Consider the following 14,889-nt stretch of genomic DNA (forward strand, 5'->3'; position numbering starts at 1 on the left):
CGGCCACGGTTACCACCCGGTCCCGGTCGGATACCTGGCCCAGGCCCTGAATGGAACTGTTACTTGCTCGCGCTGTGATACGCCGAAACGATGCCGGCCTGGATCCGCCCGCGGCTCGAGACCTCGTGACCGTTCTTGCGAGCCCACTCCCGGATGGCGGCGCTCTGCTCACGGTCCACGGCCGGCCGGCCCGGGCCGCTCTTACCGTGCGACGCCCGTCCCACCTTGCGGGCGTGCACAGTCCACTGCCCGAGCTCGCTCTTCAGCCGGTCGGCGTTCGGACCCGACAGGTCGATCTCGTATTCCGCGCCGTCGAGCGCGAACAACACCGTCTCCTCCGCCTCGGACTTTCCATCGAAATCGTCAACGAGAGTCACAACGACCTTGCGTGCCATGGACAGTGTTCCCTTCGGGTATGTGAAGACGTCGGGTGAATGCTACTGACCCCCAACTTCATCGCTCACAACCCGAGCCGATCAATCCTCAACCACCCGTACCGGACCCGCCTCTCCCGTTCGCAGCGGCTGCTGACTCCACATCCCCGTTCACCAGATGCTCCCGCACGCTCGGCACAGGTCCCCCCGAATGACCAGGTAACGATCGCGGTCAAATCATCGGAGAGCTGCCATAGAGGCGATCACGCGCGCTGCGGACGCGAGGACCGACGACGCCTGTGGCGTACCGCCGCCCGGGGCCGGCTCGTTGGCCCACTGCGAGCCGGTTCCGGAATTCGAGACCGGAAGCAGAACCCGCTGTCCACGCGCCCGCTGCACGACGCCGTACTCGGCCAGGTTCGGATCGGCCCGGACCGGGCCCGGTTGCGGCGGCGCGATGCCGACGAGGAAGGTCCATCTCGTGCGGCGTGAGTCGGCGATCACCGGCACCGAGGAGAACGACAGCAGCGGTAGTACGTGCCCGCCGAGCACCGATGGCATGTCGATCGCGCCGAACTCGGCACCGCACACCAGGACGGGCCGGCACGCAGCGAATTGCACGTCCAATCGGTATCGATGCCGCAGAAGGTGTGCGACATCGAATGGTGTACAACACGATTCGAACATCTACCGGTCCCCGGCGCGACACACGGCGACGTCAGACTGCGACAGCGGACGGGCGGCAGAGATTGCCAATAGGTTGCGATGATCGTTGAGGATGTACAGCGGCGTCCGAAGGAACATGTGCGAAGAACCTCTCCGAGTTGTCGTTCAGAGACTGACCGTGCCGGATCATCACCACCGCAGGCACTTTGATGCGAAATAGCGCCTCAGGCCCGACCCGAGAAGGGTAGGGATATTTCATCAGCCGGTCGTTGCTGATCAGTTGCCACAACATTGCCGACTTGTTGCCATACCGCGCGGCGGGCACGTTGTGCGAGGCTTTGCGACCTGGGGCGCGAGCCCAGCACGAGTCGGCGGCCAGAGTCGTGGCCGCGGGACCCACGATGCCTTTACGCTCGAGCAGATTCGAGATATCGGGCGCGTGGCCGAGGCGCTGGCCGCTGTCACCGGTCAGCCGCATCCGCTCGCCTCGACCCGTCGCCCCGGCTTGGCCGCGTCTGCCTGAATCCGCATGTGACTGCACCGAACTCACGCTTCCTGGTGACTGCACCAACGCGCTAATGTGACGTCATGAACCCCTCACTGGGGCGTATTCGCGCAGATCACGTGACTGAAGTACTGTGCCGTCACATGAGTGATGATCTGCTGGGCAAGAGCGCGCTGGTCACCGGGGCGAGCCGGGGTATCGGGTTTGCGGTGGCGTCGGAACTGCTGCGGCGCGGGGCGAATGTGGTGGTGACGGCGCGGAAGCTGGGGCCGCTGGAGGAGGCGGCCGAGGAGCTGCGGGGGCTGGGGTATGCAGGGAAGGTGGTGGCGGTCGCGGGGAACTCCGGGGAGGCCCAGGCGCGGGCCGAGCAGGTTGCCGCGGCGGTGGCGCAGTTCGGGTCGTTGGATGTGCTGATCAACAACACTGGGATCAATCCGGTGTACGGGTCGCTCATGGAGGCTGATCTGGACGCCGTGCGCAAGATCTTCGATGTGAATGTTGTTGCGGCGCTGGGGTATGTGCAGGAGGCGTACAAGGCGTGGATGGGTGAGCACGGCGGGGCCGTGGTGAATGTCGCCAGTGTCGCGGGGCTGCGGTCCACCGGGGTGATCGCCGCTTACGGTGCGTCCAAGGCGGCGCTGATTCGGCTGACGGAGGAACTGGCCTGGCAGCTCGGGCCGAATATTCGGGTGAATGCGGTGGCGCCGGGCGTGATCAAGACCAAGTTCGCGGACGCGCTGTACTCGGCCGACGAAGAAGCCGCCGCGGCGGTGTACCCAATGAAGCGGCTCGGGTCGCCGGAGGATGTGGCGGGGCTGATCGGGTTCCTGTCCTCGAGCGAGTCCTCGTGGATCACCGGCACCACCATTCGCGTGGACGGCGGGCTGCTCGCCACCGGCGGGATCTGACCGAAACCATCCGCCCCGCACCATGATTCGGTGCGGGGCGGATGTCTGCCGGGCCGATCAGCGCCAGACGAGCGCGGCGAGCGTATCGCTGTGCCGGTACTTAAGGTACTTCTCCACGGTGGGGACATCGACGTCGGAGGTGGCGGTCGCGAATGTGATCACCACGAATTGCGACTGGCTGCCGTCACGCCACTTACCGGTCTCCCAGTTCGAGATATAGCTGCCCGACGGCAGGTTGATGTCCTTGTCGTCGAACTGCCCCGACGCCGCCGACGCCTTGTCGGCATCGCTCATGGTGAGAATGAACTGGGTGAGCATGACCGCGCCGTTCTCCGCCTTCCACACCAGCGACGAGCCGTACTGGCAGCCCAGGCCGGTGAGTTTGCCCTTGACTTCGACCGGTGCGCAGCTGTTGTAGTCGTGGCCCTCGACCCAATCGGCCTGCAGCGCCACATCACCGAGCTTGAAGTTCCAGACCTGCCCGTATTCGGAGTAGGTGAACTTGCCGCCCGCGGGCGCGCTCTTGGTGGTCGTGGTGGGCCGCGTGGTCGTGGTGTCGGTGGTGGTCGGTGCGAGGGTGGTCGTCGAGGTGGCGGCGGCCTGGTTATCGGAGTTGCCGCTCCTGGTGACAACGACGATCGCGCCGACTCCGATCGCGAGCACCGCGACCACGGCGAGCACAATGCCGACGATCAGCCCGGTATTGCGGCGCGGCGGCTGCGGCGGCGGCCCGGCCGGATATCCCGGCTGCTGCGGATACCCTTGCTGCCCACCCCAACCCGGCTGCTGACCCCACCCCGGCTGCTCGACCGGCTGCTGCCAGCCCGGCTGCGCCTGCGGCTGCTGCCATGCGGGCTGTTCGCCGGGCCACCCCTGCTGCGGCTGCGCGGGTTGCACCGGCTGACCCCACCACGCCGGATCCTGCGGCGGCCGCTGACCCTGCCCCTGGCCGTATGGATCGCCTCCGAACCCTGGTCCGGACGGAGGCCCGGGGGGATACGTCATGTGTTCACCTTTCGCGGTGTGCCGGAACCCTCCCGACCCGGCAACAAGTCATCGAACTGTATGACGCCTGTCGATCATGATCCAATCACGGCATGACCTCCGATCTACTTGTCTGCGGCCTGGGCCCGGCGGGGCGAGCCCTCGCATATCGGGCACTGCGGCAGGGCCAGTCGGTGACCGTGGTCGATCCGCAGCCCGAGCGGCAGTGGAACGCCACCTATGCGGCCTGGGCCGATGAGCTGCCGGACTGGGTTTCCGCGCAGGTGCCGGCCGCTGTGGTCGATAACCCCATTGCCTGGACCACCCGGCGCGTGGAGTTGGCGCGGCGCTATGTCGTCTTCGATACCGCGCGACTGCAGGAGTCACTCGATCTCACCGGAGCCCGCGTCCTGACAGATCGAGTGGTCGATATTGTCGCGCCGACCCGTTCCGGCCAGTACGCGCACGATCTGCCCTCGGTGCGACTGGCGTCGGGAGCGGTGCTGCCCGCCGGCCGGGTCATCGATGCGCGCGGGGTGCCGCGCTCCCCCGCTCTGGCCGAGCAGACCGCCTACGGCGTCGTGGTGGACCGGGCGCAATGGGCCGAGCCGGAGACGCTCTTCATGGACTGGCGACACGACAATGGCGCGGACCCGAGCGAGCCGCGCTCCTTCCTCTACGCGGTACCACTGAGCGATGACGCCGTACTCCTCGAGGAGACCTGCCTCGCCGGACGCCCGGCCCTCGACAGCAGCGTGCTGCGCGACCGTCTGACGCACCGATTACGTTCGCGCGGAATCACTCTCACCGGAGCGGAACGCATCGAGCGCGTACGCTTCCCCGTCCACGGCGGCAAGCCCGGGCGCACAACCTTCGGCGCGGCAGGCGGACTGCTGCATCCCGCCTCCGGCTACAGCGTCGCGACCGCCCTGCGCACCGCCGACACCGTCGCCGCCGGAGACGCGATCTGGCCGCTCTCGGCCCGCGCCGTACACGCGCTGCGCCTGGCCGGACTGCGCGCCCTGCTGGCACTCCCCCCGCAGGATCTCCCTGTCTTCTTCGACGCCTTCTTCACACTCCCCGCCGCACGACAGCGCGCCTACCTCTCCGGCCGCGATGATCTCCCCGGAACCGCCGCCGCCATGTCAGCGCTCTTCACAGCCCTGCCCTGGCGACTGCGCCGCACCCTCGCGCTCTCCGTAGCAGGGATCGGCAACCACTGAAAAACCCCGCGCCGGGCCTGTTGGGTAAACAGGGCCGGCGCGGGGTTGAGAAAGAGTCGCCTTCCGATCAGGAAGCGTCCCAACGAGTTTCCAGCAGGTCCGTGCCTGCCGCGGTGAGCGATCCATGGACTCGCAGTCGGCCGAGGCCGCCGTCCGGGTAGATATCGAGCCGGATGTGGGTGATGGGCCGCCGGGCGTCTGCCGCTACGCGAATGCGGTGCGGGGTGTCGGGTTGAATCGTCACGCGGGGCAGCACTTCGAACCAGGCGGCGGGGTCGGCAGGCAGGGGGTCGCCTTCGGCGAGATCGAGGCCCAGCAGCCGGATTTCGCCCGGGGCGTTGAAAACCAGGTTCGTGGTGTCGAGTTCGATCAATTCCGGAACACCCTGGGCCGCAAGCGCAATCACGGCCCAGTCATTGCCGTCGTCGCGGCGGCGCGCGGTTTCCCAACCCTCGGATTGGTTGCGTGCCAGGCCTGGTGCGAGCATATTGTCCGGCGCGGAATAGAACATATTCGAGCAGTCCAGGGTGCGCGCACCGTTCTCCAGTGCGGCCAGGTCCACCGTGAGCCCGGCGAGCAGGGCGGGATCGGGTACCACCTCGCCGTGCACGCGGAAGCGGGCGATGCCGCCGTCCGGGAACATGTTCAGCCGGACGTGCGTGAAGATCCGCTCGTCCTCGACCGGCAGCTCGTGGCGCGCGTCGCCGCCCAGCGCGGTGCGCGGCAGGATCTCCACCCACTCGGCCGAATCCAGTTCCGCCACAGCGGGATAGCCGGACACCCGGCAGGCCTCGACGGAGGCGTGCGGCGGGTAGTTCCCCTTGAACCAGGCGGTGTCGATCACCACGCCGCGCACGATACCGGGCATGCCCAGTCGCACGATGGCCCAGTCGTGGCCGGGGCCGCGGTGGCGGCGAGTCTCCCAGCCGTCGTATTCCTGCCCCTTGGTGCCGAAGGTCTCGGCGGAGAAGCGCGGCTCCCACGGATGGATGAGATTCTCGCGCTCTTCGAAGGATTCGTCGCTCGCGGCGATCACGCTGGCGCGGTAGGTGCGCAGCGCCAGATCCGGCAGGCTCGTAAAGTCCGACATCGCTTCCTTTTCGACTAGTTGGTGGTGCGGGCCGGCAGTTCGCCCAGGCGGGTACCGGCGATCTGCGCGGCCAGCTGCTCCAGCAGCGCATCGGCGTTCGCAATGCACAGCTGGGGATCGGGTTCGATATCGGTGAGCGCGAAGGCGTCCTGGAAGCCGAAGCGGCGCAGCACGTCCCGGGTGAGCAGTCGCTGCCCGGAGACCGCCAGCACCGGCACCCCGGCCGCGACGGCGGCGCGTGCCACCCCGATCGGGGCCTTGCCGTGCAGGGTCTGCCGGTCCAGACAGCCTTCCCCGGTGATCACCAGCCGGGCCCCGGCCAGCCGGTCGCCGAACTCGAGGTGCCGCAGGATGATTTCGATCCCCGGCTCGGTGCGCGCGCCGAGAAAGGCGAGCGCGGCGAAACCGACACCGCCCGCGGCCCCGGCGCCGGGCCGTTCCGCCTTGTCGACGAAATGATCCCGCGCCGCGATCTCCGCGAACCGGGTGAGCCCGCGTTCCAATGCCTCGATATCGTCCGAGCCCGCACCCTTCTGCCCGCCGTAGACGTGTGCCGCGCCGCGCGGTCCCAGCAGCGGATTGTCGACATCGGAGGCCACGGTGATCTGTACCCGCATCAAACCGCTGGTATCGATGCGCGCCAGTCGCTGCAGCGCCACGCCGCCGGGCGGCAACTGCTCCCCGTCATCGTCGAGCAGCCGGGCGCCGAGCGCGGTGAGCATGCCCGCACCGCCATCGGTGCAGGCACTGCCGCCGAGCCCGAGCACAATTCGGCGCGCACCGCGCGATACCGCGGTCCGAATGAGTTCGCCGGTGCCGAAGCTGCTGGCGGTGCGGGCCGTGAGGGGGGTGGGCCGGTCGGGTAGTCGCCGCAGCCCGGAGGCCTCCGCGAGTTCGATGACGGCCGTATCGCCCCTCATGGCAAACGCTGCGACCACTCGATTCCCGACCGGCCCCGTGACGGCCGTCTGGAGTCCGGAGAATCCGGACGCCACCATCGCCTCGACCGTGCCGTCACCGCCGTCGGCGACCGGAATGGTCACCACGGGCAGATCGGGCCGTTCCCGCCGCAGGCCGGCCGCGATGTGCGCGGCGACCTGCCCGGCGGTCAGCGACCCTTTGAATTTGTCCGGGGCCACGATCACATGCCCCTCCTGCCAGCCGCGCCCCGAACCCCCCGGCGCGTGAATCACCCTGCACTCCCGGCGGTTTCGAGTTCAGCGAGTGCGGCGATCGAGGTGGGTGCGTCTGCGGCGGATCCGGCGAGCTCCTCGAATTCGGTGACGCTGTCGATCTCGAGGCCCATGGACACATTGGTGACACGCTCGAGAATGACCTCGACGAGAACCGGCACCTGATGTTCGGCCATGAGCCGCTTGGCTTGCTCCAGCGCCGAGCCGATGCGATCGGGTTCGGTCACGCGAATCGCCTTGCAGCCCAGTCCCTCCGCCACCTTCAGGTGGTCGACACCGTAGCCGTTGACCTCCGGGCTGTTGATGTTCTCGAAGGACAGCTGCACGTAGTAGTCCATATCGAACGCGCGCTGCGCCTGACGGATCAGCCCGAGGTACGAATTGTTCACCACCACATGGACATACGGGATCTTGAACTGTGCGCCGACGGCCAATTCCTCGATGAGGAACTGGAAGTCGTAGTCACCCGAGAGCGCGACCACCGTCGCATCCGGCAGTGCCGTCGCCACACCGAGCGCGGCCGGCAGCGTCCAGCCCAGCGGCCCGGCCTGTCCGGCATTGATCCAGTGCCGCGGCTTGTACACGTGCAGCATCTGCGCCGCCTGGATCTGCGAGAGCCCGATGGTGGTGACGTAGCGAACGTCCGGGCCGAAGGCCCGATTCATCTCCTCGTACACCCGCTGCGGCTTGATCGGCACCGAGTCGAAGTGCGTCTTGCGCAGCAGGGTTCGCTTGCGCGCCTGGATTTGCGCGGCCCACTCGCTACGGTCCGGCAGCCGCCCGTCGAGCGCCATTTCATGCGCGACCTCGAGGAAGACCGCCAGTGCCGCACCGGCGTCGGACACGATGCCGAAATCGGCTGCGAACACCCGGCCGATCTGGGTCGGCTCGATATCGACGTGCACGAAAGTGCGGTCCCGCGTGTAGGTTTCGACACCGCCGGTGTGCCGGTTGGCCCACCTGTTGCCGATGCCGAGCACGAAGTCCGACTCCAGCAGCGTGGCATTGCCGTAGCGGTGTGAGGTCTGCAGCCCGACCATGCCCGCGTGCAGGCGGTGATCGTCCGGGATGGTGCCCCACCCCATCAGCGTCGGCACCACGGGAACCCCGGTCAGTTCCGCGAATTCGACGAGCAGATCCGCCGCGTCGGCATTCACCACACCGCCGCCGGCCACGATGAGCGGCCGCTCGGCCGCGCAGAGCATGGTGATGGCCTTCTCCGCCTGTGCCCGCGTCGCGGCCGGCCGGTGCACATCCAGGGGCGAGTAGGTCTCGATATCGAATTCGATCTCGGCCAGCTGCACATCGATCGGCAGGTCGATCAGGACCGGTCCGGGACGCCCGGAACGCATGAGCTGGAACGCCTTCTGGAAGGCGCCCGGCACCTGAGCCGGTTCCAGGACGGTGACCGCCCACTTGCTCACCGGTGCGGCGATGGAGGCGATATCGACGGCCTGGAAGTCTTCCTTGTGCAGCTTGGCCACCGGCGCCTGCCCAGTGATGCACAGGATCGGAATGGAATCCGCACTCGCCGCGTACAACCCGGTGATCATATCGGTGCCCGCCGGTCCGGAGGTGCCGATGCAGATGCCGATATTGCCGGGCGCGGCCCGGGTGAAGCCCTCGGCCATATGCGAGGCCGCCTCGACGTGCCGGGCCAGAATGTGCCGGATGCCGCCGTGCGCTCGCATGGCGCTGTAGAAGGGGTTGATGGCGGCGCCGGGCAGGCCGAATGCCTGTGTCGCACCCTCCTTTTCGAGAATGAGTACGGCCGCGTCCACAGCCCGCATGCGTGTCATGTCAGATCCCCTTTCGGATCAGCGTCAGCGGCCGACTCGTCGATTCGGCAAATGATGTCCGGTGGTGCACGGTGACCCGCTCCACCACCCAGCCCTGCGGTACGGACAGCGCGCAGATGCCGTGCCCGTGCGCCATATTCGGGCCGTGCCCGATGCTCAGTACGGGCGCCGTCACGCCTGGCCCTTCCCGGCCAGCGCCTCGGCGACCAGCAGCAGTGCGGAATGATCGAGCGAGCCGTGACCCATGGCGCGGGCGGCGGCGATGAGCTGAGCGGTCAACGCGCCCATGGGAATCGAGATCTCGGCCTGCCGGGCGGCCTGCAGGATGATGCCCATATCCTTGTGGTGCAGATCGATCCGGAACCCGGGCTGGAAGCTGCGCTCCAGCATGGACTTTCGCTTGAGCTCCAGAATCTTGCTGCCGGCCAGACCACCGGCGAGCACATCGAGACCGGCGGCCGCGTCCGCGCCCAGGCCCTCCATGAGCAGGATCGCCTCGGCCACCAGGGCGTAGGTGCCGCCCACCACCAGCTGGTTGGCGGCCTTCACCACCTGTCCGGCGCCGTTCGGGCCCACCAGGGCGATGGTCTTGCCGACGGTCTCGAAAATCGGCAGGGCCGTGTCGAAGTCGGCCTCCGCACCGCCGACCATGATGGACAGCGCGGCATTGATCGCACCGGGCTCACCGCCGCTGACCGGTGCGTCGAGCACGCGCAGCTGCTTCTTCGCGCCCTCGCTGGCCGTCCGGATGGAGGTCTTGGGCGTGATGGAGGAGAAGTCGATGTACAGGGTGCCGGGGGCGGCATGCTCGAGAATGTCGGCGAAGACCGCTTCGACGTGCTCGTCCTGCGGCAGCATGGTGATGACGATGTCCTTGTCGCGCACCGCCTCCGCCGCGCTGCCCGCGGTGGCGCCGCCGGCGGCCTTCAGCTTCTCCAGGCCGGTGGGCGAGAGGTCGAAGCCCGTGACGTCATGACCGGCTTTGACCAGGTGACCCGCCATGGGGCCGCCCATGATTCCGAGGCCGACGAAACCGATCTTGCTCATTTGTTCCACTCCCAGTTCAGTTCGGGGTCCTTGTATTCCAGGCCGATCCAGCCGTCGTAGCCCGCCTTGTCGAGGTCACCCAGCAGGGCCTCGAAGTCGAGCTCGCCGCTGCCCGGACGGCCGCGCCCCGGCGAATCGGCGATCTGCACATGGCCGAGGTATCCGGCCCAGGTGTCGATGACGGCGGGCAGGTTCTCGCCCATGCGCGCCAGGTGGTAGAGGTCGCAGAGGAAGCGCACATTCGGCTCGCCGACCTGCTCGATGATCTTGATCGCATGTCCGGCCGAGACAATCGGATAGTCCGGCGACTCATAGACATTCAGCGCCTCGAGCAGTACCACCGCGTCGATGCGCTGCGCCGCCACAGCAGCCAGCCGCAGGTTCTCCAGGGCGAGTTCGTCCTGCTTCGCGGGGTCTTCCCCGGCAATCCTGTTGCCGTACAGCGCATTCAGCGCCTTGCAGCCGGTACGCTCGGCAATGCCGACGGCGACCTCGACACTGTCCCTGAACCGGCTCTCCTGCCCCGGCACCGAAACCAGTCCGCGCCCAGCGGGAATGAGGTCGATGAAGTTCAGTCCGGCCAACTGCACCCCGGCCAGGTCGATCGCGGCGACGAACGCATCGATCTCACTGTCGGACGGGGTGGCGTTCTCACCGAAGGGCCACCAGAATTCCACGGCGTCGAATCCGGCCGCCTTGGCCGCGGCGGGACGCTCGAGCAGCGGCAGATCCGTGAAGAGAATCGAGCAATTGACGTCGTACTTCCGGGGCGCGCCCCCGGTGGTGAACTTCATCGGTTTCCTTCGCGATAGGTCGTCCAGCTGCCGAATTCGGTAATGTCGATCAGCTGCGGGTACGAGACGGGCGGGCGGCGCAGCACCATGGACAGCACGGAGCGCTTGTCATCGAGTTCGATGACGCCCAATTCCAATTCCGGCGGTTCGGCCGGAAGCAGACTGGTGCGCAGTACCTCCATAGGCACATCGAATAACTCGCCCGTAATGGTCGTGCCACCGTCCGATACCGGATGCAGTCCCGGGAAGCGATCACCCACCGAATAGAACCGGTATTGCGCTGCGGTCTTCACCTCGCCGGCGAACGGCGCGCCCGCGAGCAGGTGATTCAGTGGACCGCCGCGCATGGCGCCGCCGTTCAGGAAAATGAGGGGCATTCTGAATTCCTTCCTCCCCCGTTGCTCCAAATTATGTCGGCGATCACATCGCCTTCGAAAGACGCGATCACCACAATCGCGGGAATCGATTCGGGGTCGATTTCGTAGGTTCGTCCAGCCAGAGCGCAGATTCGCCCGGCCGGGGGTCGATCAGTGGCGGATATCGTCGTCGATCCGCTCGCCGGATCCGTCGCGTTCGTCGTCTGCGGCCGCGAAGACCGATGCGCCGGAACGATTGCCGATGGTCAGCACATTGAACAGGAGATTGAGCACGATCGCGGAGATTGCGGTGGCACTGATTCCGGACTGCATGATGACCGCGAACCATTGCGGGAACGCGTCCCAAAATGTCGGAGCGGCAATCGGAATGAGCCCTCCCGCCAGACCCACCGCGACAATGACCATGTTGAGGTTGTCGTGGAACTCCACCCGTGCCAGGGTCCGAATGCCGCTCGCGGCAACGGTTCCGAACAGCACGACGCCCGCGCCGCCCAGCACCGGATAGGGGATTCCGGCCACCACCGCGCCGAATACCGGGACGAATCCCAGCAGTAGCAGCACCAGACCGCCGGTGGCGACAACAAATCGGCTCTTGATGCCGGTCAAGGCGACCAGGCCGATATTCTGCGCGAACGCACTGCACGGGAAGGACCCGAACAGCGGCGCCACGGCCGAGGAGGCCATATCCGCCCGCAGCCCGTCCGCCACTCGGCCGGTGTCGATCTCGGCGCCCACGATCTCACCGATGGTGATGACGTCGGCGACGGTCTCGGTCATGATCACCAGCATCACGATGGTCATCGAGACGATCGCGCCCACATTGAACACCGGCGAACCGAACGGCAGGATCGACGGCAGTGCGATCAGCTTGGTCTGCCCCACCGCCGAGAAGTCGGTGCGGCCCGCGAGAGCGGCGACGACGGTGCCCAGTATCAGCCCGATCAGGATGGACAATCGCGAGATCGCACCCTGAAAAACTCGGCTGATCACCAGAATCGCGAGCAGCGTGAGCCCGGCCAGACCGATATTGCCCATCGACCCGTACCCGGATTTGTGCGGGTCGTTGCCCAGCGCCCAGGTGAACGCGACCGGCATCAGCGACAGGCCGATCACCGTGATGATGGTGCCGGTGACCACGGCCGGGAACAGTCGCACCAGGCGCGCGAAGAACGACGAGAGCACCAGCCCGATGAGCCCGGACACGATGATCGCGCCGTATACCGAGCGCAGTCCGTCGGACTGGGCGATCGTCACCATCGTCGAGACGGTCACGAACGAAATGCCTTGTACGATAGGCAATCTGCTACCGAACCGGCCGAGGCCGAGAGTCTGCAACAGGGTCGCGGCGCCGGAGACGAACAGTCCGGCGGTGACCAGCAGGCCCATATCCGCGGCCGAGAGTCCGGCCGCGCCGCCGATGATGAGCGGGGGTGCGATGACCCCGCCGTACATGGTCAGAATGTGTTGAATGCCGTAGGCGAGTGTCCGGCCGAAGGAATAGCGTTCATCCTCGGGGCCCGGATGTCGTTGTCGCGCTTGTAGTTTGCCACTGAACATGGCGTCCTCCTCAGCAAAACCCGGGAACGCCGAACCAGGCATTGCCCGCGGGGTTCGCGTCGTCACGGTGCAGGGCGGCCTCGATGAGGCCGTAGGGCCGGTCCGCGGCGATGAACACCTCGCCCGGGTTCTCCACGTGGAAGGGGCTCAGATCCACGAGGAAGTGGTGCTTGTTGGGGGCGGAGAACTTGATCTCGGCGACCTCGCGGTGCTGCTCGAGCACCGCGCGGCCCATGCTGTAGAGGGTCTGCTGCAGGGCCAGCGAATGCACCACGGCGAACTGCCGCAGCAGCGTGGACCGAATCGAGGCGTAGGACCTGTCCCAGTCCACATCGGTGCGGTCGTAACGCCAGCGCGCCACCAGCGAGGTGGCCATGATGCGATCCTTGGTGGGCGGCAGCGTCGTGTACTTGTCCTCGAAGAATCCGGTGAACTCCGAACCGGTGGACTTGAGCAGCACCAGATCCTTGATGCCGGTGACCACGTGCGTGCGCCGATCGGCGCCGTAGCCGTCCAGATTGACCACCGTGGTGCGCACTCCCCCGCCGGCCTGCGTGAACGAGAAGTCGTGTCCCACACCGTCGACCGGAATCCGGTCCCAGGCGTACTCCTCGATCTCGACGCGCGCGCCGTCGGCCCCGGGGCACCGCGAGACGAAATGGTCGGCCAGCGTCAGCGCGAAATCCTCGATCGCGCCGATGCCCTTCTCCTTGGCGAAGGAGAAGGCGGTGTTCTTCTGGGTGTCGGTGGGCAGAATGTCCCGCTGATCACCGGTGATGTGCGCGTCCTCGAACCGGCCGCGCAGCGCCGAGGAGACATTGAGATCCCGGATGGTGTGCCGGGCGCTGTCGCGATAGACGCGCACGACCCGGCTCTCCGCCTTTCCGTACTGATTCTGTCCAAGCTGAATTGCCATGGAAAACCTCTCAACTCCCGCGGTGGGCCGTACCGGCGAATGGGTGATAGCGCTTCAGACGATCACGCGCTGCAGCCGCAGCCTGATGATCTTGCGCAGCTCGACGTCGACCACCTTCGCCTCGGTGGTGGCGTCGTTGGCGAGCCGGAAAGTGACCGCCGCGAGAATCTCCGAGGTCGACAACCCCGTCGCACAGATGAGGAAGACACGGCCGAATCGCTTCTCGTAGAGGCGATTCGCGGAGTGCAGTGCGGCAACGGTCTCCACATCGGCTGCGACGCCGGACTGTTCCTCGCGTGACCAGGAGCTGCTGAGTTCGTCGCGTTCGGAGCGCTGGCCGATGCGCGGGTGCGCCGCCACGGCGCGCTCGAGATCCTCCGGACCGAACTCCGCCGCCAGGCGGTCGGCGGCATCGAGCAGGGTGTCGAGATCCACATAGGGCCGGGCGGTCAGCAGGGCGTCGGCCCAGGCCGGTACCCGGCAGCACTCGAGCAGAGCGGGCCGCAGCCGGGCGCTGTCCCACCCGTTGAACTCATCGACTGTGACCATAAGCAGCAGCACTTTCTCGCATTGCGGAAGTTATATTCCGACCTGCAAAACAGTGTCATGGGTCACTTCATTGCGTCAACAGTTTGTTGAAGTATATATCTTCAGCGGACAGTGCCGACGGCCCGAAACCTTGCGGCAGAACGACAAAACCCGCTGCATGGCAGCGGGTTTCGAGAACTGGCGGACTCGACTACAGGCAGTCAGGGCCGAGTTCTGTTGAGGTAGTTGTAGACCGTGAAACGGGTGACGCCCAGCGCCTCGGCCACCGTCTCGGCCGACTTCCGGTAGCTGAACGCACCACGCTCTTCGAGCAATCGCACGGCGCGCTGCTTATCGGCCCGCGGCAGCTCGGACAGCGGTGCGCCGAACTGGGTGGCGACCTCGCTCAGCAGCCGCCGAATGCCTTCTGCCGGTTCGGTTTCGGAGGCGGTGAGCCGGACCCACGCCAGCGTGACGCCCTCCCAGACCAGCGGTACGTCATCGGGCAAACCGTCGGTGGGCGCAATCAGCGTGCCGCCCACACGTTCCAGCAGGGGCGCCAGCGTCGCCAGCACCGGATGGGTGGCGTCCACCCCGGCGCGCTCACTCATCGGCCTGCTCGACCTGAAGCGTCACCCGGGATGCGCCATGGGAGAAGGCCACCGCGAGCATCTCCTGCAGCGCGGGCAGCAGCGCCTCGTCCGGACCGGCCACCGAGGTGCCCAGCGGGCCGAATTCACAGGTGAGACCGTGCTTCTCGAGCGCGGCGAAGGTTTCGGTGGCGTGCGGCGGCGGATTGCCCTCGCCGTCGAAAGGTTCGGTCGTGAATTCCGCGCGCAGCCGCATGATCAGCAGATTACTCGCCGGACGGCCGGCCGAAGCGCGGCCCGGCCGAGACGACAGTGTGGCGCAGCCCCGGCAGGCCGCG

18 protein-coding genes are annotated in these 14,889 nt (G+C 67.0%); 2 read left to right on the top strand and 16 right to left on the bottom strand.

The window, feature by feature from the left end:
• Positions 1-59: 59 nt before the first annotated feature.
• From ABZX86_RS28135 to ABZX86_RS28145, 3 genes are all read right to left on the bottom strand, one after another.
• Positions 60-395 carry an Lsr2 family protein gene (locus ABZX86_RS28135; RefSeq protein ID WP_355127659.1) on the bottom strand — a complete coding sequence of 112 codons (336 nt, stop codon included), beginning with the start codon at positions 393-395 and terminating at the stop codon, positions 60-62.
• A gap of 216 nt (positions 396-611) precedes the next feature.
• Positions 612-995: a hypothetical protein gene (locus tag ABZX86_RS28140; protein ID WP_355127660.1), complete on the bottom strand. Its 384-nt coding sequence runs from the start codon at positions 993-995 to the stop codon at positions 612-614.
• Between the two features lie 97 nt (positions 996-1,092).
• Positions 1,093-1,518: a hypothetical protein gene (locus tag ABZX86_RS28145; protein ID WP_355127661.1), complete on the bottom strand. Its 426-nt coding sequence runs from the start codon at positions 1,516-1,518 to the stop codon at positions 1,093-1,095.
• Between the two features lie 170 nt (positions 1,519-1,688).
• Here ABZX86_RS28145 and ABZX86_RS28150 point away from each other — a divergent pair, with 170 nt between their 5' ends.
• Complete coding sequence (locus tag ABZX86_RS28150) at positions 1,689-2,453, top strand: SDR family oxidoreductase (protein ID WP_355127662.1); 765 nt, start codon at positions 1,689-1,691, stop codon at positions 2,451-2,453.
• Between the two features lie 57 nt (positions 2,454-2,510).
• On the opposite strand, the gene ABZX86_RS28155 is transcribed toward ABZX86_RS28150, so the two are convergent.
• Positions 2,511-3,458, bottom strand: coding sequence for a hypothetical protein (locus tag ABZX86_RS28155; protein WP_355127663.1), 948 nt, complete (start codon positions 3,456-3,458; stop codon positions 2,511-2,513).
• A gap of 92 nt (positions 3,459-3,550) precedes the next feature.
• Between ABZX86_RS28155 and ABZX86_RS28160 the strand changes: the two genes are divergently transcribed.
• Complete coding sequence (locus ABZX86_RS28160) at positions 3,551-4,660, top strand: lycopene cyclase family protein (protein WP_355127664.1); 1,110 nt, start codon at positions 3,551-3,553, stop codon at positions 4,658-4,660.
• 67 nt (positions 4,661-4,727) lie between these two features.
• Here the strand turns inward: ABZX86_RS28160 and alc are convergent, their stop codons facing one another.
• The 12 genes from alc to ABZX86_RS28220 all read right to left on the bottom strand — a co-directional run bounded on the left by alc (position 4,728) and on the right by ABZX86_RS28220 (position 14,807).
• Positions 4,728-5,750 carry an allantoicase gene (gene alc, locus ABZX86_RS28165; RefSeq protein ID WP_355127665.1) on the bottom strand — a complete coding sequence of 341 codons (1,023 nt, stop codon included), beginning with the start codon at positions 5,748-5,750 and terminating at the stop codon, positions 4,728-4,730.
• Positions 5,751-5,764: 14 nt separating this feature from the next.
• Entirely contained in the window at positions 5,765-6,895 is a 1,131-nt protein-coding gene (locus tag ABZX86_RS28170) for a glycerate kinase (protein WP_355127666.1), read from the bottom strand.
• Between the two features lie 44 nt (positions 6,896-6,939).
• A complete protein-coding gene (gcl, locus tag ABZX86_RS28175; protein ID WP_355127667.1) occupies positions 6,940-8,742 on the bottom strand; it encodes a glyoxylate carboligase in 1,803 nt (600 codons plus the stop codon).
• 1 nt (position 8,743) lies between these two features.
• The gene (locus tag ABZX86_RS28180) at positions 8,744-8,917 is read right to left on the bottom strand and encodes a hypothetical protein (protein ID WP_355127668.1); all 174 of its coding nucleotides are present in this window, start codon (positions 8,915-8,917) and stop codon (positions 8,744-8,746) included.
• Positions 8,914-9,789 carry an NAD(P)-binding domain-containing protein gene (locus tag ABZX86_RS28185; protein ID WP_355127669.1) on the bottom strand — a complete coding sequence of 292 codons (876 nt, stop codon included), beginning with the start codon at positions 9,787-9,789 and terminating at the stop codon, positions 8,914-8,916. Before ABZX86_RS28185 ends, ABZX86_RS28180 begins: the two co-directional genes overlap by 4 nt.
• Positions 9,786-10,583, bottom strand: coding sequence for a TIM barrel protein (locus ABZX86_RS28190; protein ID WP_355127670.1), 798 nt, complete (start codon positions 10,581-10,583; stop codon positions 9,786-9,788). Before ABZX86_RS28190 ends, ABZX86_RS28185 begins: the two co-directional genes overlap by 4 nt.
• Positions 10,580-10,960 (bottom strand): gamma-glutamylcyclotransferase, encoded by a 381-nt coding sequence (locus ABZX86_RS28195; RefSeq protein ID WP_355127671.1) that lies wholly within the window; start codon positions 10,958-10,960, stop codon positions 10,580-10,582. Before ABZX86_RS28195 ends, ABZX86_RS28190 begins: the two co-directional genes overlap by 4 nt.
• Positions 10,961-11,110: 150 nt before the next feature.
• Entirely contained in the window at positions 11,111-12,517 is a 1,407-nt protein-coding gene (locus tag ABZX86_RS28200) for a nucleobase:cation symporter-2 family protein (RefSeq protein WP_355127672.1), read from the bottom strand.
• A gap of 10 nt (positions 12,518-12,527) precedes the next feature.
• Complete coding sequence (gene pucL, locus ABZX86_RS28205) at positions 12,528-13,433, bottom strand: factor-independent urate hydroxylase (RefSeq protein WP_355127673.1); 906 nt, start codon at positions 13,431-13,433, stop codon at positions 12,528-12,530.
• Positions 13,434-13,487: 54 nt separating this feature from the next.
• On the bottom strand, positions 13,488-13,982 hold the full coding sequence (uraD, locus tag ABZX86_RS28210; RefSeq protein ID WP_355127674.1) for a 2-oxo-4-hydroxy-4-carboxy-5-ureidoimidazoline decarboxylase: 495 nt from the start codon (positions 13,980-13,982) through the stop codon (positions 13,488-13,490).
• A 200-nt stretch (positions 13,983-14,182) separates the two neighbouring features.
• A complete protein-coding gene (locus ABZX86_RS28215) occupies positions 14,183-14,572 on the bottom strand; it encodes a helix-turn-helix domain-containing protein (protein ID WP_355127675.1) in 390 nt (129 codons plus the stop codon).
• Entirely contained in the window at positions 14,565-14,807 is a 243-nt protein-coding gene (locus ABZX86_RS28220) for a thiamine-binding protein (RefSeq protein ID WP_355127676.1), read from the bottom strand. Before ABZX86_RS28220 ends, ABZX86_RS28215 begins: the two co-directional genes overlap by 8 nt.
• Positions 14,808-14,889: the final 82 nt, after the last annotated feature.

The sequence above is a fragment of the Nocardia sp. NPDC006630 genome (assembly GCF_040611495.1).
Classification (GTDB): domain Bacteria; phylum Actinomycetota; class Actinomycetes; order Mycobacteriales; family Mycobacteriaceae; genus Nocardia.